Below are 23142 nucleotides of genomic sequence, written 5' to 3'. Positions count from 1 at the left end.
CTCACACCGCCAATCTGGTTTGCCGCAGCAAGGGCCGCGCGAACAGCTCGGCGAGATCGCCGGCCTGCTCAAAACCCTGGATCGGCGTGAAGATCAGCTCGATCGACCATTTCGTCGTCAGGCCCTCGGCCTCCAGCGGGTTGGCAAGGCCGAGTCCGCAAACGACGAGGTCGGGCCGGGCTTCGCGGCAACGATCGAGCTGGCGCTCGACATCCTGGCCCTCGCTGAGCTGCGTGCCATCAGGCAGCAGCGCCAGCTCGGAGTCGAGATGCTCGCGGTGCAGATAGGGCGTGCCGACCTCGATCAGCTCCATGCCGATCTCGCGCGCCAGGAAACGCGCCAGCGGGATCTCGATCTGCGAATCCGGAAACAGGAAGACGCGCTTGCCGGCGAGCTGCGCGCGGTAGCGCGCCAGCGCCTTCTCCGCGCGCGCCTTGAGCGGCGCGATGGTCCGCTCGACATGCGCGCGCGACACGCCGAAGGCGTCGGCCGCGGCTGCGAGCCACAGCGCCGTGCCTTCGCCGCCGAGCGGGAATGGCGCCGCGATGCGGCGACAGCCGCGCTCCTCAAGGGCACGTGCGGTGTCGCCGAGGAAAGGCTGCGCCAGCAGCACCCGCGTCTCCGGGCCGATCGCCGGCAGCTCCGACGAGCGCCGCGGCGGCAGGAACGCAACCTGGTCGATGCCGAGGGCGGCAAAAGTCCGCCTGAACTGATCCTCGACGACATCGGCGAGCGCGCCGACCACGAGCAGCGATGGCCGCGCAGCCTGATCGGCTGCCGGGAGCACCGGCACGAGCGACGCGAGACAGGCATCCTCGCCCTGCGTAAACGTCGTCTCGATGCCGCTGCCGGAGTAGTTGAGCACGCGCACATCAGGTGAGAAGCGCTGCGACAGCCGCAGCGCCGCGCGTGACAGGTCGAGCTTGATCACTTCCGATGGGCAGGAGCCGACCAGGAACAGCAGCTTGATCTCGGGACGGCGCGCCAGCAGCTGACCGACGATGCGGTCGAGCTCGTCATTGGCGTCGACGAGCCCGGCGAGATCGCGCTCCTCCATGATCGCGGTGGCGAAGCGCGGCTCCGCGAAGATCATCACGCCGGCGGCCGACTGGATCAGATGCGCGCAGGTGCGCGAGCCGACGACGAGGAAGAACGCGTCCTGAATCTTTCTGTGCAGCCAGACGATGCCGGTCAGGCCGCAGAACACCTCGCGCTGGCCGCGCTCACGCAGCACGCCGTCCGGCGAAGCAGGCGGTTTCACGGCACAGGCTTGCGCATGAGCATTCATGACGCACGCTCCGCACGGGACGCCGCCGCCATCGCCTCGTCCTGCAGCCGCGCCGCGCGCAGCTTGAGCAGGAATTGCGCGGCGTTGATCGCATAGGCTGCGTAGGCGGCGAGCACGAGCAGCATCTGCTGCTGGGCGCTGCCGACATGGCCGATGATCGCAGCCAGATAGGCCGTATGCAGCGCGATCACCAGCATCGAGAACACGTCCTCCCAGAAGAAGGCCGGTGCGAACAGATAACGTCCGAACACGACCCGCTCCCAGATCGAGCCGGTGATCATGATGGTGTAGAGCAGCGCCGTCTTGAGAACGACGGAGGCGGTCGCGAGCCACAGCCCCTCGCCGGTCGCGAGATAGCGCGCCACGAGGCCGAGGCTGATCAGGAAGACGAGAAATTGCAGCGGCGCCAGAATGCCCTGCACCAGAGTCCATGGCGTGGCGTCGCGCCGGCGCTTTTCCTCAGCCGTGTAAAGCGCTTGCCGCTTTGCACGCGACGCCGGGTCAGGCGTGAAGCAGAGCTGGCTCCAGAGCGACGGATCAGTGGCGGATGTGAACTGCGCATCACACGATGTGTAAAGATGATTTGACAACATCGGTGCCCAGTGATGCGATGACGACAACCACAGGGGGATTGGTGGTGCACCGCACTCGGTCTGATCAACGTCACGTTGTGCAGTTCGCAGGTGGCGCATCGCAAATCCCCGAGTGCGAGCCCGATGGGGAAACGCTAGACCTGGGCAGGAAGAGTGTCAATCAAAATTGACGTCAAATAATATTGACGCAACGAGTGACGTGCGCTCATATGGAGGGGAGGCGCTTATGACCGAGCTCAATGAGACAGCCCGATTTCCGCGAGCCCGCTTTCGGACGAAGCGTGGGCAGCCCGGTTTTCATTCGCCGGCATCGCCGCGCATCGTCGCGCCGCTCCGCACCACACGCCATCCCCAACTCAACGACGCGATCGAAGCCGAGATCATTCCGCGGCTCGTGATGGCCCATGCCTCCGCGCTGGAACGCGTCCCGGCGATCATCACGGCCTCGGCGCAGGAGGCGGCTGATTTCGCCGAGCTCGTGCTGGACGCGGACGATGTTGGCGCGGTGGCCTGCATCCAGGCGCATCGCGATCACGGCGAGACCCTGGAGCGCATCTATCTCGATCTCCTGGTCCCCACCGCGAACCATCTGCGCCATCTGTGGGCGGACGACGAGCGCGACTTCGCCGACGTCACGCTCGCGCTGTGGCGGCTGCAGCAGCTGCTGCGGCATTTCAGCCCGGCCTTCTGCGCCGAGCTCGCGGTCGCGCCCGCAGGACTGCGCGTGCTGCTGACCACGGCGCCGGGCGACAGGCGCGAGCTGGGCCACATGATGTTCGGTCTCGTGCTGGCGGGCGAGTTCTTCCGTCGCGACGGCTTCGAGACCTGGATCGAGCCCGACACGGCCGATCGCGGCTTCGTCGAGACGCTTCGCTCGCAGTGGTTCAATGTCGTCGAGTTCTTCGCCACCAGCGACAGGAAGCTTGACGATCTCGCCTCAAACATAAGGATGGTCCGGCGCGAGTCCTCCAACCAGGACGTCGGCGTGCTGGTCTGCGGTCCTGCTTTTATTGAACGGCCTGAACTCGTTCTCCTGGTCGGTGGCGACGGTGTCGTCTCCGATCCGAGCAGAGAGGCTTCGCAAGCCCGGCACGTCGTCAGTCTTCTGACCGAACGGCGATAGCTGAGGGTGCAGTGAAGATGAATGCTGGAACGAGACTTGCCGCGCGAAGGCTCCTTGACTGGGAGGACAACGGCGTTGGTGAGGGCGTTCAGAGCTCCGAAAGAGTCGCTTGGCGACCTCAATGCGGATGTTGCGGGCATGCTGGTGGCCGCAGCGTCCGACATTGCGCTCGCGCTCGACGCCGACGGCAACATTCAGGACCTGGCTTTTCAACAAGCCGGCCTGCCGCTTGAACTGAGAAACACAGACGCGTGGATCGGCCGATCCTGGCAAGCAACAGTGTCCGAGGAAAGCCAGACAAAGCCAGAGCTGCTGCTCACGGAGGCCTCCCAGCGCAAGGTGTCGCGCTGGCGCGAGGTGCGTTATCCGGCCGCGCGCGGGCCGGACATCCCGATCCTGTTCGCGGTGGTGGCGATCAAGGGCGCGGCGCGCTTCATCGCGGTCGGCCGCGACGTGCGCGCCACCGCCGCGCTCCAGCAGAAGCTGATCGAGGCGCAAGTTGCCATCGAGCGCGACTATTCGCGCATGCGCAACGCCGAATCGCGCTACCGGATCCTGTTCCAGATCACGTCGGAGCCGGTCCTCATCGTCGATGCGGTGAGCCATCGCATCGTCGAGGCCAACCCGGCCGCGGCCGCCCTGCTCGATCACGGCGCCGCCAATCTGATCGGCAAGCTGTTTCCCGATGCGCTGCTGCTCGACGACATGGCGATGTCGCAATCCCTGTCGCTGGCGATCCGCTCGCAGGGCAAGATCGAACGCGCCAGGATCCGGCTCGACGGCGGCCGCGACTATCTGCTCGACGGCACCTTCTTCCGGCAGGACAACGCGTCGCTGTTCCTGCTGCGGTTCTCGCCGCTGGCCACGCAGCCTGCACTCCCGAAGAGCTCCGACGTCAACACCCAGCTCGTGCAGTTCGTCGAATCGGCCCCCGACGGATTCGTCATCACCGACATGGACGGCCGCCTGCTGCACGCCAACGCCACCTTCCTGCAGCTCGCGCAGATCGAGAACATGCACCAGATCCTGGGCGAGACGATCGACCGCTGGATCGGCAAGTCGGCGATCGATTTCTCGGTCATGCTGACCAATCTGCGCCAGCATGGCAGCGTGAAGCTGTTCTCCAGCGTCGTCCGCGGCGAGCACGGCTCGCCGGTCGACGTCGAGATCTCCGCCAGCACGGTCGGGGCGCCCGGCCAGGCCAGGCTCGGCTTCACCATCCGCAATGTCGGCCCGCGCATCTCCAGCGACGGCGGCGACCACGGCTATATTCCACGCTCCCGTGAGCAGCTCGCCGAGCTGATCGGCCGCGTGCCGCTCAAGGAGCTGGTGCGCGAGACCACCGACGTGATCGAGCGGATGTGCATCGAGACGGCGCTCAAGGTGACCGGCGACAACCGCGCGACCGCTGCCGAGATGCTCGGCCTCAGCCGACAGAGCCTCTACGTCAAGCTGCGGCGCTATGGACTTGCCGAGCCGAGCGAAGAAGACAGCCAGTTGGAATAGGTGGAACAGTTGCAATGACCGAGATCGCGCCCGTCCCGCTCGCTCCAAGGATTCCATCAAGGCTTCGGCCCTCGGCCGTTCTCGAGTTGTTGAAGCCGATCACCTGGTTTCCGCCGATCTGGGCGTTCGGCTGCGGTGTGGTGTCGTCAGGCGCGCCGCTGGCGTCGCGCTGGCCGATCGTGATTGCGGGCCTCGTGCTCGCCGGGCCGATGGTGTGCGCCACCAGCCAGGCCGTCAACGACTGGTTCGACCGCCATGTCGATGCGCTCAACGAACCGGACCGCCCGATCCCGTCGGGCCGCATTCCCGGACGCTGGGGTCTCCATATCGCGCTGATCTGGACGGTGCTGTCGCTCGGCGTCGCCACCCTGCTCGGCACCTGGGGCTTTGCCGCGGCGGCGCTCGGCCTTGCGCTCGCCTGGGCCTACAGCGCGCCGCCGATCCGGTTGAAGCAGAACGGCTGGTGGGGCAACAGCGCCGTCGGCCTCTGCTATGAAGGACTGCCCTGGATCACCGCGGCGGCGATCATGAGCGCGCAGGCGCCGTCCTGGCCGGTGCTCTCGATCGCCCTGCTGTATAGCGCCGGCGCGCACGGCATCATGACCCTGAACGACTTCAAGTCGATCAATGGCGATCGCGTCAGCGGCGTCAATTCGCTGCCGGTGCTGCTCGGGCCCGAGCGCGCCGCCCGCCTCGCCTGCATCACGATGGCGCTGGCGCAGGTCGCGGTGCTCGTGCTGCTTATCGTCTGGAGCCGACCGGCCCATGCCACGATCGTCGCAGCGCTGATCGCGGCCCAGCTGGTGCTGATGCGGCGCTTGATGACGAATCCGCGCGAGCTCGCGCCCTGGTACAACGGGACCGGCGTGCTGCTCTACGTGCTGGGCATGCTGGTCACGGCCTTCGCGCTGGCGGGGTTGCCGGCATGAGCAGCGCTGCGCCCGCTCCTCTGTCCTGGGTCGGCATCGTCAGGCTGGGCCTTGTGCAGACCGCGCTTGGCGCGGTCGTGGTGCTGACCACCTCGACCTTGAACCGCGTGATGGTGATCGAGCTCGCTCTGCCGGCCATGATCCCCGGCCTCCTGGTCGCGATCCATTACGCGATGCAGGTGCTCAGGCCCTGGCTCGGTCATGGCTCCGACGTCGGCGGGCGTCGTTTCGCCTGGATCGTCGGCGGCATGGCCGTGCTCGCCGCCGGCGGCCTGCTGGCCGCCGCCGCTACCGCGCTGATGGCGACGCATCTCGCTCTCGGTCTCGCGATCGCCGTGGTCGCCTTCATCATGATCGGCATCGGCGTCGGCGCCGCCGGCACCTCGCTGCTGGTGTTGCTCGCCAAGCGCACCGCGCCGGCGCGGCGCAGCGCCGCCGCCTCGATCGCCTGGATCATGATGATCACCGGCTTCATCGTCACGACCGCGGTCGCCGGCAAGGCGCTCGATCCGTTCTCCGGCGAGCGGCTGATGCTGGTGTCCGGCACGGTGTCGGCGATCGCCATGGTGCTGACCTTGCTGGGCGTCTGGGGGATCGAGCAGCCCGACGCGTCTCCTCACACGACCTCCGGCGCCGCGAATCGCTCCGGCTTCATGGAGGATTTCCGCGAGATCTGCCGGGAGCCGCAGGCGCGACGGTTCGCGATCTTCATCTTCGTCTCGATGCTGGCCTACAGCGCGCAGGACCTCATCCTGGAGCCGTTCGCCGGCAGCGTGTTCGGCATGACGCCGGGCCAGACCACGCAGCTCTCCTCGGTGCAGCACATGGGCGCGCTGATCGGCATGATCCTGATGCCGGCGATGGCGAGCCTGCATGCCGACTGGCGGACGCGCCCGCAGCCCTGGATCATCGGCGGCTGCCTCGCCTCGGCGCTGGCGCTGCTCAGCCTGGTCGCCGCCGCCACCGTCGGCCCGGCCTGGCCGCTACGCGCGTCCGTGCTGCTGCTCGGCATCACCAACGGCGTCTACGCCATCGCCGCGATCGGCGCGATGATGAACATGGTCAGCGAAGGCCGCGACAATCGCGAGGGCACGCGCATGGGCCTGTGGGGCGCCTCGCAGGCGATCTCGTTCGGCATCGGCGGCTTCGTGGGCACCGCGGCGGCAGACGCTGCGCGTCACCTCATGCCGTCGACCGCCTCGGCCTACGCGGCGGTGTTCGCCGCCGAAGCCGCCTTGTTCGTTCTCTCCGCCTGGCTCGCGATCTGGATCAAGCGCCCGCGCGAGCAGACGTCGCCGCTTCAGCCACAGCCGGCCAACCAGGGAGCCTGACCGATGAGCCCCTCCTCCAGCCCCGAGACCTTCGACGCGGTGATCATCGGCGGCGGACCGGCCGGCGCAACGGCCGCGAATGATCTGGCCCGTCACGGCCATCACGTGCTGCTGCTCGACCGAGCCGGCCGCATCAAGCCGTGCGGCGGCGCCATTCCACCGCGGCTGGTCGCCGAGTTCGAGATTCCCGACCATCTGCTGGTGGCCCGAATCTCGTCCGCCCGCATGGTGTCGCCGAGCAACCGGGACGTCGACATGCCGATCGACGGCGGCTTCGTCGGCATGGTCGATCGCGAGCATTACGACGAGTGGCTGCGCGCACGCGCGGCGGAAGGCGGCGCGATCCGCCGCACCGGAACCTTCAGCCATATCGCGCGCGACGACGACGGCAGGTCGGTGGTGCACTACGTCCGGCGCATGGACGACGGCAGCGTGCGCGAGGACAGCGTGCGGACGCGCGCCGTGATCGGCGCCGACGGGGCGGTCTCGGCCGTGGCGCGCCAGTGCATCCCCGAAGCCGGCGAGATGCGCTACGTGTTCGCGTATCATGAGATCATCCGCTCGCCGGACCGCAGCCATCCGGTGTTCGATGCCGCGCGGTGCGATGTCGTCTATCGCGGCCGGCTGTCGCCGGACTTCTACAGCTGGGTGTTTCCGCACGGACCGACCACCAGCATCGGCACCGGCAGCGCGCATAAAGGCTTTTCGCTGCGGGGCTCAGTCGCCGAATTCCGCAAGGCTGCCGCGCTCGACGATCTCGACACCATCCGCCGCGAAGGCGCGCCGATCCCGCTGAAGCCGCTGTCGCGCTGGGACAATGGCCGCGACGTCGTGCTGGCCGGCGATGCGTCGGGCGTGGTGGCCCCGGCCTCCGGTGAAGGCATCTATTACGCGATGGCTGGCGGCCGCGCGGCCGCCGACGCCGTTGCCTTGTTCCTTAAGACCGGCGATGCAGCCGCCCTGGCGACGGCCCGCAAATCCTTCATGCGCAGGCACGGCGCCGTGTTCTTCATCCTCGGTCTGATGCAGCGCTACTGGTACACGAGCGATGCCCGCCGCGAGCGCTTCGTCGCGATCTGCCGTGACAAGGACGTCCAGCAGCTGACCTGGGACGCGTACATGAACAAGGAATTGGTCCGCGCCAAGCCGCTGTCGCATGTGCGCATCTTCTTCAAGAACATCGCGCACCTCACCGGGCTCGCGAGGGCGGCGTAGCGGCTCGCGCGATGGATGAGCTGTTTCACAGCCCGCATCTGGTCGACCTGATCCTAACGGTGGTCGCGGTGGAGCTTGCGGCCGTGACGTGGATCTGGCAGCGCCACCGCCGCGGCATCAGCCCGCTCGCGCTGCTGCCCAATCTGCTCGCCGGGGTGTTCCTGCTGCTGGCTGTACGTTGCGCGCTGACCGGGGCGCCGTGGTTCTGGCTCGCGGGCTGCCTCGCCGCCTCCGGCCTCGCCAACGCGGCTGATCTCAGGCAGCGGTGGCGTTGAGGCATATCGCCTCTTCAAATGACTCATGCGCTCGGCCCGCGCAAACCCCGCTGACGCAAAGGGCACCCACAGCTGTCGTCCCGGCGAACGCCGGGACCCATAGCCACCGGCAACTATCGGTTTCACAGAAGGCTCAACGCGCAGCGTGCCCCAAGGGAGATCACGCGGTATGGGTCCCGGCGTTCGCCGGGACGACACGGGTGCGTGCGGAAGGTGCGCGGGCAACCGCTCAGAACCTGAGCGCGGTACCGACGCCGCTCACTTCTTCTCAGAGAACGTCTTCAGATACGCGATGACGTCCTTGCGCTGCTGCTCGTTGGCGAGCTTGAACACCATCTTGGTCGAGCCGGTCGCCTGATCCGCCTTGCCCTTGTCGGTGAGGAACTTCTTCAGGAAGGCGTTGGGATCCGGGAGGTATGCGAAGATATTGTCCTCGGTCCAGACGAGCCCCGCCTCGCCGGCATGCTTGTTCAGCTCCGAATAGGCAAAGCCCGGATAGGTCCCGGTGGGCCGGCCGACGACGCCGGTGAGGACCGGACCGACGGCGTTCTTCGCCTCCGGTCCGATCCGGTGGCACGTCATGCACTGCTTGAAGACCTGCTCGCCCTTGGCAGCGTCCCCGCCGTCCAACGCGAACGCGGCGCCCGCCGACATGGCAGTCATGACCGCTGCAACCAAACCCGATCGAAGCATATGCGACCTCCCGATGCGTCGTTTTTGTTAGCCCATGTGATTTGCTCCTTACAGGTAACAGTGTCACGTAATCTTGTCATGCCTGGTTCAGGCGAAAGTGAGCGAATAAGTCGCAGCTCGAACATGCAATAGGCGCAGGGATACCAACGAAAGAAGGATGCTCTGAAATAAGCCTTGACAGCGAGCGCCCTGCATGGGCTAACGACATTCTCAAGACTCTCAATACGTTAGCGGGATGGGGCGCAACACCTTCAAAATGCGCGCCAAATGAACTGGCCGCGATCCCCCGAGCGTCTCAAGAGGGTGCCAAAGATAACGGGTGCCAAGACCATGGCCGAGTTTCACGGTCCACGACCCGACGTGACATTGCTGCTGGACATGGACGGCGTGATCCGTGAGGCGACGCTGTCGCCGAACATGTCAGCCGAGAATGTCGACATCTGGCTCGGCCGTCCCTGGTCCGAGATCGTCGATGATGCGAGCGAGAAGATCGAGCGCATCATGCAGGACACCAAGCGGACCGGCATTTCCGCATTCCGACAGATCACGCAGCGGTTCCCGAGCGGTCTCGAGCTGCCGATGGAATTCACGACCGTGCTGCTCGGCGGCCGGGCCGGCATGCTGGCGATCGGCAAGAATCTGCAGGCGGTCGCGGAGCTCCAGGCCCGGCTGATCTCGGCCCAGCAGACCATCGAGCGCGACTACTGGAAGCTGCGCGAGATCGAGACGCGCTACCGCCTGGTCATCGAGGACTCCAACGAGGCTGTGCTGCTGACGAAAGTGTCAGATCTGCGCATCGTCGAAGCGAATCGGACGGCGGCGGCCGCGCTCGGCGTTTCAAGCCGTCGCCGGGACAATCTGGTGGGCCGCGAGTTCCTGCAGGAGATCCCGCAAAAGGATCGCGAGCCGGTAGAGCTGATGCTGAGGCGCGTCCGCGACCAGGGCAAGGCGCCGGGCATCGTGATTCACCTCGGCCACGACACCGCACCCTGGATGCTCCGGGGATCGCTGATGACCAGCGAGACCGCGCCGATGTTCCTGCTGCAGATGGCGCCGATCGGCAAGGCCGCGCAGCCGGGCCCGCTCCCCGACGATCCCGAAGCGCTGATCGACAATCTTCCCGATGCCGTCATCAGCATCGATGGCACCGGTGCCATCAAGCGGGCCAATCGGGCCTTCCTGGAGTTGGTCGAGGTCGGATCGAAAGAGGCGCTGATCGATGAGAAGCTGAGCCGGTGGCTGACGCGCCCCGGCGCCGACCTTTCGGTGCTGATCTCCAACGTCGAGCGCCATGGAGCCGTCCGGCTGCTGTCGACCACGATCCAGGGCGAGCTCGGGACCGAGACCGAGGTCGAGATCTCGGCTGCCGCCCATGGCCTCGACGGCCAGCGCCGGATCGGCCTGGTGTTGCGCAACATCGCCAGGCGGTTGTCGCCCGCGGCGGAGCATGACAATCTGCGGGTCGCCCTCGCGGGCCTCAATGAATCCGTCGGCAAGACACCGTTGCGCGACCTGGTGAGGAGCACGGTCGAAGTCGTCGAGCAGCATTACGTCCGCGCTGCGCTCGAGCTCGCCAACGGGAACCGGACGTCGGCTGCCGAAATTCTCGGCCTCAGCCGCCAGAGTCTTTACGCCAAGCTCGATCGGTATAATCTGAGCCAACTCGAAGAAAGCGACGAGGAAACCGAAAAGGGGAGATAGTTGCCCGTTCCGCTGACAACGCCGGCCTTCGGCCACGCTACTCTTGCGGATTGCGAGCGTGAACAGATTCATCTCGCAGGCTCGATCCAGCCGCACGGCATTCTCCTGGCGGTCAAGGAGCCCGACAACATCGTCATCCAGGCCAGCACCAATGCGGCCGTCTTCCTCAACACCGGCTCCGTGGTCGGCCGTCCCTTGCGCGATCTTGGCGGCGACCTGGCCCTGCAGATCCTGCCGCATCTCAACAGCCCCCTCCATCTGGCTCCGATGACCCTGCGATGCACCGCCGGGGCGCCGCCGCGCCGGGTCGACTGCACGCTTCACCGACCCTCGAATGGCGGGCTGATCGTCGAGCTGGAGCCGGCGACGAAGACGACCAACATCGCGCCTGCGCTCGACAGCGCCTTCCACCGCATCACCTCGGCCTCATCGTTGCTCGGCCTGTGCGACGAGACGGCGACCATCTTCAGGGAGATCGCCGGCTACGACCGCGTCATGGTCTATCGCTTCGACGAGGACGGCCATGGCGAGGTCTTGTCGGAGCGGCGGCGGCCGGATCTGGAGGCCTTTCTCGGCAACCGCTATCCGGCATCCGACATTCCGCAGATCGCGCGCCGGCTCTACGAGCGCAACCGCGTGCGCCTCCTGGTCGACGTCAACTACACGCCAGTGCCGCTGCAGCCGCGCATCTCGCCGCTCAACGGCCGCGACCTCGACATGTCCCTGAGCTGCCTGCGCAGCATGTCGCCGATCCACCAGAAATACCTGCAGAACATGGGCGTCGGCGCGACGCTGGTGTGCTCGCTGATAGTCAGCGGACGGCTGTGGGGACTGATCGCCTGCCATCACTATGAGCCACGCTTCGTGCCGTTCGACATTCGCGCGGCAGGCGAGGCGCTGGCCGAGACCTGCGCGATCCGGATCGCGGCGCTGGAGAGCTTTGCCCAAAGCCAATCCGAGCTGGTCGTGCGCCGGCTGGAGCAGCGGCTGGTCGAAGCGGTGTCGCGCGACGGCGAATGGCAGGCGGCGCTGTTCGACGGCTCGCAGTCGCTGCTGCAGCCGCTTGGTGCGAGCGGCGCGGCGCTGCTGTTCGAGGGCCAGGTCACGACCGCCGGCGACGTCCCGTCGACGCAGCGCATCCGCGATCTCGCCGCCTGGCTCGATCGCCGGCGCAACACGCCGGGAGCAGCCCCCGAGGGCTTGACGGCGACCAGCTCGCTGACGCTCGACGAACCGTCCTTTGCCGACATCCGCTCGATCGCCAGCGGCCTGATCGCCGCACCGCTGTCGGCGAGCGAGGGCGAGTATCTGTTGTGGTTCCGGCCGGAGCAGGTGCGGACGGTGACCTGGGGCGGCGACCCGCTCAAGGCCGTCATCATCGGCGACGATCCGTCGGATCTGTCGCCGCGGCGCTCGTTTGCGAAATGGCATCAGCTGGTCGAAGGCAAGTCCGAGCCCTGGTCGAGCGCCGAGCTCGCCTCCGCCCGCGTCGTCAGCGAGACGGTCGCCGACGTGGCGCTGCAGCTGCGTTCGGTGCGCATGGTGATCGCGCAGGACCAGCTCGCCACGATCAGCGCCCAGGTGCTGCGCTCGGAGCAGCCGGTCATCATCGCCGATGTCGAGGGCCGCATCCTGCTGATGAACGAAGCATTCGAGCAGCAGCTGCGCGCCTCGCATCCGCACATCCCATATCTGCGCGACCTCGGCAGCTACTGCACCGCGCCGGCGGAATTCCGCGCCAATCTCGACGACCTCATGCGCAACAAGCGCAGCTGGCGCGGCGAGCTGACGCTGACGGGCGGCGCCTCGCCGCAACGGCCGTTGATGGTGCGCGCCGACCCGGTGATCGCGCCGTATGATCGCGTGCTCGGCTTCGTGCTGATCTTCTCGGACTTGACCGAGCGCAAGACCGCCGAGGCGGCCCGGGCGCGCTTCCAGGAAGAGATCGACGGCGCCCGCCGGCCCACGCTGCGGCTCGATCAGAGTGCAAGCCTGATCTACAAGGAGCTCGCCGCGTCCACCGTCGAGAACGCGCAGCTCGCCGCGCTGGAGGTGACGCACGGCGCGCAGGCCGGCAGCATGCCGGAGATGCTGGAGAGCATCCGCAATTCGACCACGCGGACGCTGGAGATCCTCGAGCACCTGGTGTGGTATCGCTCGCAGAGCGAGGAGTAAGACGAGGGAGAGTGTCTGCGGTACGTCGTTGATGAATGCCGTCTCGCACCCGCTTTGACCACGTAGCTCGTACTTTGACGATATCGCCCGATATCTCACCACGCTCTCGGTCTACTCCCCTCCCCCTTGCGGGCAGGGCTATCGCATATGAGAAAAGCTCGTAGCCGCCAGCACGCCTCCTACCGTCCTTCGAGACGCCCGCCTCCGGCGGGCTCCTCAGGACGAGGCCAGTTTCGCGGCTGGATTCCTCAATCCTCATGGTGAGGAGCGCCGTCTTCGGCGCGTCTCGAACCATGAGGCCCCTAACAAGGGCCGGGTCATATGCGATGGCCCTGCCCTTGCGGGGAGGGGAGCCGGCCGTCGCCGGCGGAAACACATCGGCTCCAACGCAGTGCCCTGTCGGACGAGATCGATTTGAGCTGGACGTCGGCGGCCTCAGCCAGCGAGCCCAGCCGCCTGCTGGAGCGCCTGCGACAGCGCGATGTTCAGCTGGAAGGCCGTGGCGGCTTCCTCGACGACCGCATCATGCTCGGCCATCGCCGCGCCGGCCTGCTCCAATGCGTCCCTGTAGTGATCCTTGAAGCGCGGAATATCGGCGATCTCCGTAAACTCGTAGAACGACAGGGCCGCGGGCTCCAGTTCGAGCGAGCGCGCCAGGATCTTCTTGATGATCTGGCCGCCGCTGAGATCGCCGAGGTAGCGCGTATAGGCGTGCGCCAGCAGCGGATGGCCGGAGCCGGAGCCTGCCTCGTGGATAGCACGAACATAGGCGATCGCCTCGGGCAGCAACGGCAGATTGCACGCCTCGAGCTCAGCGAGATCGGCCTTGATCGCAGCACTGCGATGCAGCTCCAGCCGCACGATGCGGCCCGTCACTGGCGTGCCCTGATGGCGGAGCAGCTGCGCTTCGAGCGTCTCGTAGACCGGCAGCAGGTTGCGCAGCAGCAGCGCGTACGCATGAACCGTGCCGCGCCCCCGCAACAGCTCGGCGACGATGCCGGTCCGCTCGGCGGTGACGTGGAGCGTCTTGGTACGTTCCCGCATCGCCTGCAAAAAACTGGCCGGACGCGTGCTGCGCCCGGCCATCTCGATCCGATCCAATTCGACTCTGTCCAACATGCCTCGACCTGCAGGACTTCAGCGCGGTGGCGCCAGCCCGTGTTTCACGCCCCAGTCGAACCAGTTATCGACCACGGTGCCCGACAGTAGGATACCGATGCCGCCGGTCAAGGTGCAAAGCACGGCGAACCACCAGGCCCAGCGATGGATCGACTCGGCCGTCGCATTGAAGCCCATGGTCCAGCGCCAGAACAGCGCACCACGTTCGAAGGCCGTGCCGCGGTCGACGATCTGCTCGAGCTCACGCTCGCCGCCGTAGCGGCTGATCGCCAGCACCGTCGCGCCATGCATCGCGAACAGCAGCGCCGACCCGTACAGGAAGGCGATCGAGAGCATGTGGAACGGATTGTAGAACAGGTTGCCGTGGGTGATGGAGAAGTTGTTGGTCCAGTCGAGGTGCGGGAAGATGCCGAACGGCACCGCCTCGCTCCAGCTCCCCATGAAGATCGGCCGGATGAAGCCGAGCACCAGATAGAGCCAGATTGCCGACGCGAACGCCCACGACACATGCGTGCCGAGACCGAGCGCGCGGGCGCGGCGATAGGTGCGCGCCCACCACAGCAGGATCGACGTCGTCAGGAAGAAGCCGGCCATCAGCCACCAGCCGCCCTCCTGCAGCGGCGGGAAGATCTGCAGGCCGTATTCCGGCGCCGGCGGCTGCAGGGCCAGCCACGGGAACTGGCGGATGAACTCGAGCGGGCTCCAGTTCACCGATGCCAGCATGTTGAGACCGATGATCTCGATCGCAACGAAGCCCGACATCAGCGACGCGAGGCCGAGAAAGCCGAGATAGACCGGGCCGACCTGGGCATCGCCGAGCTTGCCGAACCAATAGTTGAAGCTGCCCTTGCCGATCCGCTCCCAGACGCCGGGCTCGATCGGGATACCCGGATAGATCGCACTACGAACTTGGATCTGCGTGAAGATGTTCTGGTATTGGGCCATGACGACCTCTCCTTGAACTCATTGCGGCGGCGACCAGATCGGGACGTGGCGCCACCAGTCCCACCAGTCCGACCAGGCATTGCCTTCCGGCATCAGCCAGGCGGGACCGGAGATGACGATGCAGACAGCGCTGAAGAACACCGCCGACAGCGCCAGGAACAGACCGAGGCGATGGATGCCGAGCGTGCCGATGGAGTAGCCGAGGAGATCGCGGAACATGGTGTTTTCATGCTCCGGCGATTTCATCTCCTGGCCCTTGCCCGGGTTGGCGGCCGACAGGATCAGCGAGCCGTGCAGCGCGAGCGCGAGACACGTCGTGAAGAAGAACGTGATCGCGATCATGTGCGCAGGATTGTAGTGGAAGTTGCCGAACTGATAGCCGGTGTTCGACACCCAATCGAGGTGAGTGATGATGCCGTAGGGGAAGGCGTAGCTCCATGAGCCCATCAGCACCGGCCGGATCACCTCCAGCGTGAAATAGGCGAAGATCGCAAAGCCGAAGGCGAACGGCACGTGATAGCCGATCGCGAGCTTGCGGCAGATCTCGACCTCGCGCAGCGCCCATGAGACGAAGGCGCCGAGCGCACACACCGTGATGAGCTGCCAGAAGCCGCCCTCGGTGAGGGGCGCGAACGACAGCCCGTATTTGGCATCGGGCGGGTTGATGCTGATCTGCCAGAGATTCCACGTCGGTCCGAGCGCCGTGGCGTAGAGGATCAGCGCCACGCCGACGAAGGTGAAGAAGATCGTCGTCACGCCGAAGAAGCCGACGTAGAACGGTCCGACCCAGAAATCGAAGAGGTCGCCGCCGATCAACGTGCCGCCGCGGACGCGGTATTTTCGTTCAAAGCTGAGCATTGCCATCGGTCCTGCCTCCGCTGCCCGTCGCGCGATATGCTACGTGTCGTGTCGTGAATTCGTTGGACGAGAGGATTTGGGAAGCGGGCGAACGGGGTCTGCCGCCGTCGCCCGTCCGCTTCCCTCTGGTCGTCGAGCTGCTAGCTGAGCTTCACCGGCGTTGCCGGATCGGAGATCGACGACGTCTTCGCTGCACGCGGCCCCTCCAGCCAGTTGAACCGGTTGGTGCTGAGCAGGATGAAGTGAATCACCAATGCCAGTCCGAACAGGAACACGCCGAGAGCCACGAGAACCCTGCGGGGATCGAACAACAACCACAAGCGCCACATAGTTTTCTCCTTTCGATCAGGTCAGGTAGGAGAGCGCGAGAGTGGCGTAGTGGGCTGCCCCATCCATCGCCGCCTTGTAGCCAGTCGGCCCGGGCAGCCAGGGACGCCACATCCAGGCGAGAATGTGGGCGACGATCGCAACCGCCGTGAAGACCACAAAGCTCGTCATGAAGATGCTATGGAATTCCCTCGCCTCCGCTTCGGTCAGCCCTGACAGAGAGCCTCCCTTGTTTGGTACGTCCACCATAGTGGTACCTCCTGGTGTTGGCCTTTCGGCCGGATGCCGCCCACCGAGATGAGCGGCGTCGAAGTGTCATCCCGTCGCCGGGATGACATCCGTGCGGCGAGCCGCACGAACTCCTTGAGAACCCAGAGAGCGCACTGACCGCTCTCGAACTCAAAGTCCCATGAAGGACGAGGTCGCGCAGTTCGCGGCCTTGATCCTCGCTTCACCGACGATCGCGCCGAGCGGCGCCGGCCGGTGGCCGGTGATGATGGAGCCGATCCGGCGCAGCACGCCCTCGACCATCAGCACGGCGAAGCACATCGCGTAGACCAGGAGATAGTCGATGCGCTCGCGCGATCTCGGCGCGACGTCACGATCCATGCGTTCGTATAACGACATCGTCCTCTCCCTCTCCGCTATCCCCGTGCCTACGCGGCCTGGCCCGTTGCGAGCTGCGACCGCGCATGCGCGAGAACGTCCTCCGTCACCTTGTCGAGTCCAGCCTGGCGCGCACCGCGCTCGGCGGCGTCGCGCAGCCGCTTGGCCGCCGAGATCCGCACCAGCACCGGCTGGGTCTCGATGATCTGGTCGAGCGCGAGCTTGGCCCCGTCATCCCATGGCAGCTCACGCTCGAGCCGCGCCGGCGTCGCCGCGATCTGGTCGAGCTGGGTTGCGAGCGGCAGGATGTTGAACAGCGCATCGAACAGCGCGTTGCAGACCTCCTGCACGACGTAGGTCGCCCCCGCATAGCCCATGAACGGCGTGCCGGTGTGGCGCCGGATCACCGTGCCCGGGAACGAGGCCGGGATGTAGACCGACCGGTTGCCGGCTTCCGCCGCATACATGCGTTCGTTATAGCTGCCGAACAGCACGAGCGGCGGCCGCTCGTGGATGGCCTTGCGGATGGCGTCATTATCGGTCTTGGCGCCGGCACAGCGCGAGGTGGCAAAGCTGCACGGCAGCCCGAGCTCCATCTCCAGGAAATTGCGCAGGCCGCGTGCGTAGGTCTCAGAGGCGACGATGCCGAAGCTCGCGGTGCCGAAGAAGTCCTGCGTCACCGAGCGCCAGAGGTCCCACAGCGGCTTGATCGTCGTATGCTTCTCCCGGGTGATGAACGGCTCGGGATCGAGGCCGAGCATCTCGCCCAGCGAGCGCAGGAATTTCGTCGTCGAATGCAGCCCGATCGGCGCCTGCAGATAAGGCCGCTCCAGCGTCTCGCACAGCAGGCGACCGAACTCGCGGTACATGCAGATGTTGACATCGGCATTGACCAGCTTCGGCACGTCGGCGAGGTGGCTGCCGAGCGGGAACACCATGTTGATCTCGGCGCCGATGCCTTCGACCAGGCGGCGGATCTCGGCGACATCCGACGGCATGTTGAAGGTGCCGTAGATCGGCCCGATGATGTTGACCCTGGGCTTCTCGCCGTCCGCGCGCGGCTTGCGCTCAGGAATCCGGCGTGGGCCGTATTCGCTCCACAGCCAGCTCAGCGCGCGGTTGGCGCTCTGCCACTGGTCCTCGTCGATGGTGCGCGGCAGGAAGCGCTTGATGTTGGAGCCTTCGGGCGTGACGCCGCCGCCAATCATCTCGGCGATCGAGCCGGTGACGACCACCGCCGGCAGGTCGGGATCCAGCGCGGCGCGGGCGCGCTTCATCGCCTGCTCGGTGCCCTTCTGGCCGAGCTCGTCCTCGCCTAACCCCGTCACGACGATCGGCAGCTCATGCGGCGGCAGGCCGTCGGTGTAGTGCAGCACCGAGGTCACCGGCAGGTTCTCGCAGCCCACGGGGCCGTCGATGATGACCTGCAGGCCCTTGATCGCGGTGAACGCGTAGACCGCCCCCCAATAGCCGCCGGCGCGATCGTGGTCGAGGATCAGCATCACACCATCTCCTCGGACTTGCGCGCCTTGGCCTGCGCCGCGACCGCTTTGCGGTACTTGTCGCGGAAAGCAGGACGCGCGACAGGGGTGCCCTGCCACACGCCCGCGGTGTCGCCCTCACCGACACCTTCGAAGAAGTCGCGCATCTCGTCGAAGCGGGCCTTGCCTGAGATCGCCGCGTTGACGACCTGCGCCAGCGAGCCAGCGCCGGAGACGCCGAACAGCGGCCGCGCCGAAATGAGATTGGTGAAGTAGAGCGACGGGATCGCGCGCGCCTTGGCCTTCTGCACGACCGGCGTGGTGCCGATCGCAAGATCCGGCGCGAACTCATCGACCGCCGTGAGATCCTGCTCCAGCGAGGCGCGGTACTGCACGCGCACGCCGCGGCTCTCGAGCCAGGCACAGTCGGCCTCCGACCAGCGCGTGCGCGGACAGGCCGTGCCGACATAGCGCAGATCGGCGCCGCTCTCGACCAGCAGACGCCCGACCAGCAGCTCCGACCCCTCATAGCCCGACAGCGTGATCCGGCCGCGGATCGGAGTCGCCGTAAGCGCGCCGCGGATCGCCGGCAGCACCGCGTTCTTGGCCGCATCGATCTGCGCGCGCCCGACGCCGCAGACCGCGCCAACGGCCTCCAGCCACTCCGCCGTGCCATCCCAGCCGACCGGCGCCGAGCCGATGATCGGGCGGCCCGCCGCCTCGAACTCACGGATCGAGGCCGTGTAGAACGGATGGATCGCCGCCACGGCCGCGCAGTCCAACGCGCCATACAGCTCGCGCCATTCGCGCGTCGGCACCGCGGGACCCGCGGCGAGACCAAGCGGCGCCAGCATCATGCCGATGCCGACGGGATCGGCCGGAAACATCTCACCTAACAGCGCGATGGTCGGCCGATCGCCGCGCGGCACGCGTGGCGCCTGCACCGGACCCTGCTCCGCCTCGCGGCGCGCGTAGCTCAGCATCGCGCCGGCGAGCACGTCCTTGGCCTCGGCATGGGTCGGCACGCCAAACCCGGGCACGTCGATGCCGATGACGCGGACGCCGTTGATCTCCTTCGGGAGAATCTGCAGCGGCACGCCCGACGCGGTGGGCACGCAGAGATTGATGATGACGACGCAGTCGTAGTTGGCGGGGTCCGCCAGCTTGAACACGGCCTCGCGGATGTCCTCGAACAGCTTGCCGGTGACCAGCGTCTCGGAATTGAACGGGACGTAGCCGACGCTGCGCCGCGCGCCGTAGAAGTGCGATGTGAAGGTGAGGCCATAAACGCAGCAGGCCGAGCCCGACAGTACCGTCGCGGTGCGCCGCATGCGCAGGCCCACGCGCAGCGAGCCGAACGCCGGGCACATGCTCTGCGGCTGGTCGTGCGGCCCGGCCGGATAGTCGGCCGCGTAGCGCGCCAGCACCTCGCTCTTGCCGGCGGCATCGGCCGCACGCTTGAGCTCGGCCTTGCCGGCGTGGCAGCCGAGCGCCTCGGGCTGCGCCGGCAGAAGAGCTGCCGCTGCGCCGCTCTGCGCGCTGATTGCCTGATGGACCACAGGATCGCTCATTGCATTACATTCCGCTCGCCGACCGATCCCATCACACGCTGTCGTAGATCACTTCGAGCGACGGCTTGGCCACTGCGGTGCTGCCGCACATGTCCTCGAGCGTCGCCTGCTCCAACACCACGTCGCGCCCGACCTCCGAGGCCTTGAACAGCCCGAGAAGACCGTCATGCGTCAGCGGATGCGGATGCCGCGGCGGCGCCTCGGCGACGTTCTGGGCGAGGTGCTCAAACAGCGCCGCCCAGGGCGTGCCGGGGCGGCCGATGATCTGATAGCTCGCGCTCTTGCGGCGGATGTCGTCGTCGGCCGGGATCGAGGCCAGCACCGGAATGCCGGCGGCTTCCGCGAACGCCGCAGCCTCGCCGGTGCCGTCGTCCTTGTTGATGACGATGCCGGCGACGCCGACATTGCCACCGAGCTTGCGGAAATACTCGACCGCCGAGCAGACATTGTTGGCGACGTAGAGCGACTGCAGGTCGTTGGAGCCGACGATGATCACCTTCTGGCACATGTCGCGCGCGATCGGCAGGCCGAAGCCGCCGCAGACGACGTCGCCGAGGAAGTCCAGCAGCACATAGTCGAAGCCCCAATCGTGGAAGCCGAGCTTCTCGATCAGCTCGAAGCCATGGATGATGCCGCGTCCGCCGCAGCCGCGGCCGACCTCGGGCCCGCCAAGCTCCATCGCGAACACGCCGTCGCGCTTGAAGCAGACGTCGCCGATCTTGACCTCCTCGCCGGCGAGCTTCTTCTTCGACGAGGTCTCGAGGATGGTCGGGCAGGCCCGGCCGCCGAACAGCAGCGAGGTGGTGTCGCTCTTCGGATCGCAGCCGATCAGCAGCACCTTCTTGCCCTGCTGCGCCATCATGTAGGACAGGTTGGCGAGCGTGAAGCTCTTGCCGATGCCGCCCTTGCCGTAGATCGCGATGATCTGCGTGGCCTTCTTCGGCGCAGCCGTCACCGGCGCATCCGGCTCGATCGCGGCCTCGGCACGCAAGGCATCCGTCATCGCGGCAAGATTGGCGGTGATCTTGGTCGGGGCGTTCATGCGGCAGCTCTCCAGTCCAGGACCATCTTGAGACATGAGGGATCGTCGAACGCGGTCTGGTAGGCACTCTCCGCGGACAAGGCGTCGGCGTGGTGCGTGATCAGCCCGTCCAGCGACAGCCGACCGGTGTCGATGAGATTGCGCACCGCGAGCAGATCCTCGTGCGTCCATTCGGCGGCGACGCGGATCGCCGCCTCGCGCATGAAGGCCGGCGGGTAGGAGAAGGAGAGCGGCGCGCTGTAGAAGCCGGCGAGGATGATCTCGCCACGTGGCGCTAGGCGAGCAATCAGGCTGTCGAGCAGCCCGGCATCGCCGCTGGCATCGAAGATCAGCCGATAGTCGGGTCTGCTGTCCTCTGAGGGATCGATGACGCGATAGCCCGTCGCACCAACGGCGCGCTCCGGATTGCTTTCCCACACCACGGGCGGATCGCCGCCCATCGCCACGATCAGCCGCGCCAGCAGACGGCCGAGCACGCCATGGCCGACGACGCATTCGGCCTGGCCGTCACCACCGATCTGCAATGCATGATAGGCGGTGGCCGCCAGTGCCAGCAGCACGCCGCGCTGGCCCGTCGTCTCATCGATCGCAACAAGGCGCTGTGCGGGAACGTTGAGACGCGAGGCGGCGGCGCCAAACAGGCTCCTGACCTCGCCGAAGCAGCGCGCCGCGCCCGGCACGAACACGCGCTCGCCCTTGCGAAAACCGGAGTTTGGCGCGGCGCGCGCGACGCGGCCCACCGCCTCGTAGCCCGGTACGAGCGGATAGCCCATGCCCGGGAAGGACGGCATCCGTCCCTCGTACAGCAGCCGCTCGGTGCCGGTGCTGATCGCGCTCCATTCGATGTCGACGGTCAGGCAGTCCGGGGCATCCGCCAGCTGCAGCTGTTGCAGCGACAACTCCCTCGGCCTCCCCAGTACGACGGCGATCGCGTCCATAGCCCAACTCCCCGGCGACGCCCGCTTAGTTACGGATGTGAGGTTAGTCCGACTATGGAGAGTGTCAATATATATTTACAGTTTGAGTGTCAGCTGTTCGCGACAATCACGCTGGCGATCAGCGGGATCCGGGTGCGAAGCACTCGCACCTGCGAAAAACCCGCCGCGTGGAGCAGCTCGCGCAAGCGGGCGGGGCTGCGCGGCCGCCCCTGCCCCATCGCGCGCAGATAGATCTCGAAATAGGCGCTGACGCCATCGCTGCCGCCGGCCGCCTCGCGCATCGGCTCGCCCAGCAGCAGCACGCCATCGTCAGGCAGCGCGGCGCGCAGCTTCGCGAGCAACCGCGCCACGGCCTCGTCGTCGTGATCGTGCACGACCCGAATCAGTGAGATCACGTCCGCGCCGGTCGGGAGCGCATCGTCGTAGAAGCTGCCGGCCGTGATCGTGACGCGATCGGCCAGCCCGGCCTTGGCGAGACGCTCCTGCGCGATCGCGGCGACCTCCGGCAGATCGAACAGCTTGAGCTGCAGCTGCGGCGCAGCCCGCGCGGCGGCGGTCAGGAAGCTGCCGTCGCCACCGCCGACATCGAGCAGGCAACGGTGGCCACTCAAGGGATAGGCTGCGAGGACGACGTCCGCGATCATCGGCTGCGACGCCGCCATCAGCGCCGTGTAGGGCGCGACGCTGTCGCGTGTCAGCGCATCGCCGGTCTTGTCCAGCGCATACGGCCAGTACTGCGCGAGCCGGCGCTCGCGGTCCTGTCCGCGCAGCAGCGCCACGGGATCGGTGAGATCGGCATACAGCGCGGCGTGATGTCGAACCATGGCGGCGATGCCGGGATTGCCGAGCAGCGCCGCGCCGAGCGGCCCGAGCCCGTAGCACGCACCGCGGCGCTCGAGCAATTGCAGCGCGCTCGCCGCCTCGCACAAGCTCTCCATCGCGGCCTCGGGCACCACCGCGCGCGACGCCAGCGCCGCGAGATCGCACGGCCCGGCGCGCAACGTCTCGAACAGATCGAGCTGCACGCAAGCCGCCAGCGTCTGCGAATAGACGAACCCTGCGCACAGGTCGAACAGCTCCGCCGCCCGCCTGCGCGCAATCGGCCGCGTCAACGGAAACGCCGCCGCCCAGCGCTGGAACGCCGCACTCGCGAGCAGCGCGTCGCGCCAGCCGCGCCAGCGATCAATGAGGCTGATCGGGGGCGGAGTGTCGTGGCGGACGACGGTCGACACGGATCAATGCTCCAGTCGGCGGGCAATAGCGCATCGACGCGCACCACTGCCCACCCTCCCCTGGAGGGCAGGGCAATCGCATGTGGCGATCGCCGTTTTGTGCTCGTCTCTCTCCACGTCGTCATGGCCGGGCTTGTCCCACGGCTGTCCGGTTCAGGCAGGCTGGACAAGGCGCATGGCGTGGATTCTTCTGC

Annotated in this window: 22 protein-coding genes; 8 read left to right on the top strand and 14 right to left on the bottom strand. The window is 66.8% G+C overall.

All coding sequences use genetic code 11. From position 1 onward, the window contains the following. Nucleotide 1: 1 nt before the first annotated feature. Complete coding sequence (locus ACQR1X_RS26620) at nucleotides 2–1288, bottom strand: ferredoxin:protochlorophyllide reductase (ATP-dependent) subunit N (protein WP_434899940.1); 1287 nt, start codon at nucleotides 1286–1288, stop codon at nucleotides 2–4. Continuing rightward, a complete protein-coding gene (gene bchF, locus ACQR1X_RS26615; protein ID WP_434840085.1) occupies nucleotides 1285–1878 on the bottom strand; it encodes a 2-vinyl bacteriochlorophyllide hydratase in 594 nt (197 codons plus the stop codon). The genes ACQR1X_RS26620 and bchF overlap by 4 nt, the downstream gene beginning before the upstream one ends. 229 nt (nucleotides 1879–2107) lie before the next feature. Here bchF and ACQR1X_RS26610 point away from each other — a divergent pair, with 229 nt between their 5' ends. From ACQR1X_RS26610 to ACQR1X_RS26585, 6 genes are all read left to right on the top strand, one after another. Continuing rightward, nucleotides 2108–3004, top strand: coding sequence for a cobalamin B12-binding domain-containing protein (locus ACQR1X_RS26610; RefSeq protein WP_434881338.1), 897 nt, complete (start codon nucleotides 2108–2110; stop codon nucleotides 3002–3004). A 138-nt stretch (nucleotides 3005–3142) separates the two neighbouring features. Continuing rightward, nucleotides 3143–4510: a transcriptional regulator PpsR gene (gene ppsR / locus ACQR1X_RS26605; protein ID WP_434899939.1), complete on the top strand. Its 1368-nt coding sequence runs from the start codon at nucleotides 3143–3145 to the stop codon at nucleotides 4508–4510. A 14-nt stretch (nucleotides 4511–4524) separates the two neighbouring features. Beyond that, the gene (chlG, locus tag ACQR1X_RS26600) at nucleotides 4525–5439 is read left to right on the top strand and encodes a chlorophyll synthase ChlG (RefSeq protein WP_434899938.1); all 915 of its coding nucleotides are present in this window, start codon (nucleotides 4525–4527) and stop codon (nucleotides 5437–5439) included. Continuing rightward, the gene (locus ACQR1X_RS26595) at nucleotides 5436–6770 is read left to right on the top strand and encodes a BCD family MFS transporter (protein WP_434894715.1); all 1335 of its coding nucleotides are present in this window, start codon (nucleotides 5436–5438) and stop codon (nucleotides 6768–6770) included. The genes chlG and ACQR1X_RS26595 overlap by 4 nt, the downstream gene beginning before the upstream one ends. A gap of 3 nt (nucleotides 6771–6773) precedes the next feature. Next, the gene (locus ACQR1X_RS26590; protein ID WP_316217404.1) at nucleotides 6774–7985 is read left to right on the top strand and encodes a geranylgeranyl diphosphate reductase; all 1212 of its coding nucleotides are present in this window, start codon (nucleotides 6774–6776) and stop codon (nucleotides 7983–7985) included. A gap of 11 nt (nucleotides 7986–7996) precedes the next feature. Continuing rightward, nucleotides 7997–8260 (top strand): hypothetical protein, encoded by a 264-nt coding sequence (locus tag ACQR1X_RS26585; RefSeq protein WP_315803452.1) that lies wholly within the window; start codon nucleotides 7997–7999, stop codon nucleotides 8258–8260. 258 nt (nucleotides 8261–8518) lie between these two features. Here the strand turns inward: ACQR1X_RS26585 and ACQR1X_RS26580 are convergent, their stop codons facing one another. After that, complete coding sequence (locus ACQR1X_RS26580) at nucleotides 8519–8953, bottom strand: c-type cytochrome (protein WP_315803451.1); 435 nt, start codon at nucleotides 8951–8953, stop codon at nucleotides 8519–8521. Between the two features lie 330 nt (nucleotides 8954–9283). On the opposite strand from ACQR1X_RS26580, the gene ppsR (ACQR1X_RS26575) reads away from it, so the two are divergent. Together ppsR (ACQR1X_RS26575) and ACQR1X_RS26570 are read left to right on the top strand one after the other, a co-directional pair. After that, a complete protein-coding gene (gene ppsR, locus ACQR1X_RS26575; protein ID WP_315803450.1) occupies nucleotides 9284–10654 on the top strand; it encodes a transcriptional regulator PpsR in 1371 nt (456 codons plus the stop codon). Continuing rightward, nucleotides 10655–12829 carry a GAF domain-containing protein gene (locus tag ACQR1X_RS26570; protein ID WP_316183305.1) on the top strand — a complete coding sequence of 725 codons (2175 nt, stop codon included), beginning with the start codon at nucleotides 10655–10657 and terminating at the stop codon, nucleotides 12827–12829. Between the two features lie 435 nt (nucleotides 12830–13264). On the opposite strand, the gene ACQR1X_RS26565 is transcribed toward ACQR1X_RS26570, so the two are convergent. From ACQR1X_RS26565 to ACQR1X_RS26515, 11 genes are all read right to left on the bottom strand, one after another. Next, the gene (locus tag ACQR1X_RS26565; protein ID WP_434899937.1) at nucleotides 13265–13948 is read right to left on the bottom strand and encodes a heme oxygenase (biliverdin-producing); all 684 of its coding nucleotides are present in this window, start codon (nucleotides 13946–13948) and stop codon (nucleotides 13265–13267) included. An 18-nt stretch (nucleotides 13949–13966) separates the two neighbouring features. Then, the gene (gene pufM, locus ACQR1X_RS26560) at nucleotides 13967–14893 is read right to left on the bottom strand and encodes a photosynthetic reaction center subunit M (RefSeq protein ID WP_315803447.1); all 927 of its coding nucleotides are present in this window, start codon (nucleotides 14891–14893) and stop codon (nucleotides 13967–13969) included. A gap of 18 nt (nucleotides 14894–14911) precedes the next feature. Then, on the bottom strand, nucleotides 14912–15757 hold the full coding sequence (gene pufL, locus ACQR1X_RS26555) for a photosynthetic reaction center subunit L (RefSeq protein ID WP_315803446.1): 846 nt from the start codon (nucleotides 15755–15757) through the stop codon (nucleotides 14912–14914). Nucleotides 15758–15891: 134 nt separating this feature from the next. Beyond that, nucleotides 15892–16080, bottom strand: coding sequence for a light-harvesting antenna LH1, alpha subunit (gene pufA / locus ACQR1X_RS26550; protein WP_315803445.1), 189 nt, complete (start codon nucleotides 16078–16080; stop codon nucleotides 15892–15894). A gap of 16 nt (nucleotides 16081–16096) precedes the next feature. Continuing rightward, nucleotides 16097–16327 (bottom strand): light-harvesting antenna LH1, beta subunit, encoded by a 231-nt coding sequence (gene pufB / locus ACQR1X_RS26545; RefSeq protein ID WP_315803444.1) that lies wholly within the window; start codon nucleotides 16325–16327, stop codon nucleotides 16097–16099. A 150-nt stretch (nucleotides 16328–16477) separates the two neighbouring features. Then, complete coding sequence (locus ACQR1X_RS26540; RefSeq protein ID WP_315803443.1) at nucleotides 16478–16705, bottom strand: hypothetical protein; 228 nt, start codon at nucleotides 16703–16705, stop codon at nucleotides 16478–16480. Between the two features lie 29 nt (nucleotides 16706–16734). Next, entirely contained in the window at nucleotides 16735–18186 is a 1452-nt protein-coding gene (bchZ, locus tag ACQR1X_RS26535; RefSeq protein WP_434899936.1) for a chlorophyllide a reductase subunit Z, read from the bottom strand. Beyond that, entirely contained in the window at nucleotides 18186–19736 is a 1551-nt protein-coding gene (gene bchY, locus ACQR1X_RS26530; RefSeq protein ID WP_434899935.1) for a chlorophyllide a reductase subunit Y, read from the bottom strand. The genes bchZ and bchY overlap by 1 nt, the downstream gene beginning before the upstream one ends. Before the next feature lie 31 nt (nucleotides 19737–19767). After that, a complete protein-coding gene (locus tag ACQR1X_RS26525; RefSeq protein WP_315803440.1) occupies nucleotides 19768–20778 on the bottom strand; it encodes a chlorophyllide a reductase iron protein subunit X in 1011 nt (336 codons plus the stop codon). Then, a complete protein-coding gene (gene bchC / locus ACQR1X_RS26520) occupies nucleotides 20775–21716 on the bottom strand; it encodes a chlorophyll synthesis pathway protein BchC (RefSeq protein ID WP_315803439.1) in 942 nt (313 codons plus the stop codon). Before bchC ends, ACQR1X_RS26525 begins: the two co-directional genes overlap by 4 nt. 89 nt (nucleotides 21717–21805) lie before the next feature. Then, nucleotides 21806–22948 carry a methyltransferase gene (locus ACQR1X_RS26515; RefSeq protein WP_434899934.1) on the bottom strand — a complete coding sequence of 381 codons (1143 nt, stop codon included), beginning with the start codon at nucleotides 22946–22948 and terminating at the stop codon, nucleotides 21806–21808. Between the last annotated feature and the right edge of the window lie 194 nt (nucleotides 22949–23142).

The organism is Bradyrhizobium sp. HKCCYLRH3073, from assembly GCF_051167995.1.
Taxonomy (GTDB): domain Bacteria; phylum Pseudomonadota; class Alphaproteobacteria; order Rhizobiales; family Xanthobacteraceae; genus Bradyrhizobium.
This window is presented reverse-complemented; position numbering and strand designations above follow the sequence as displayed.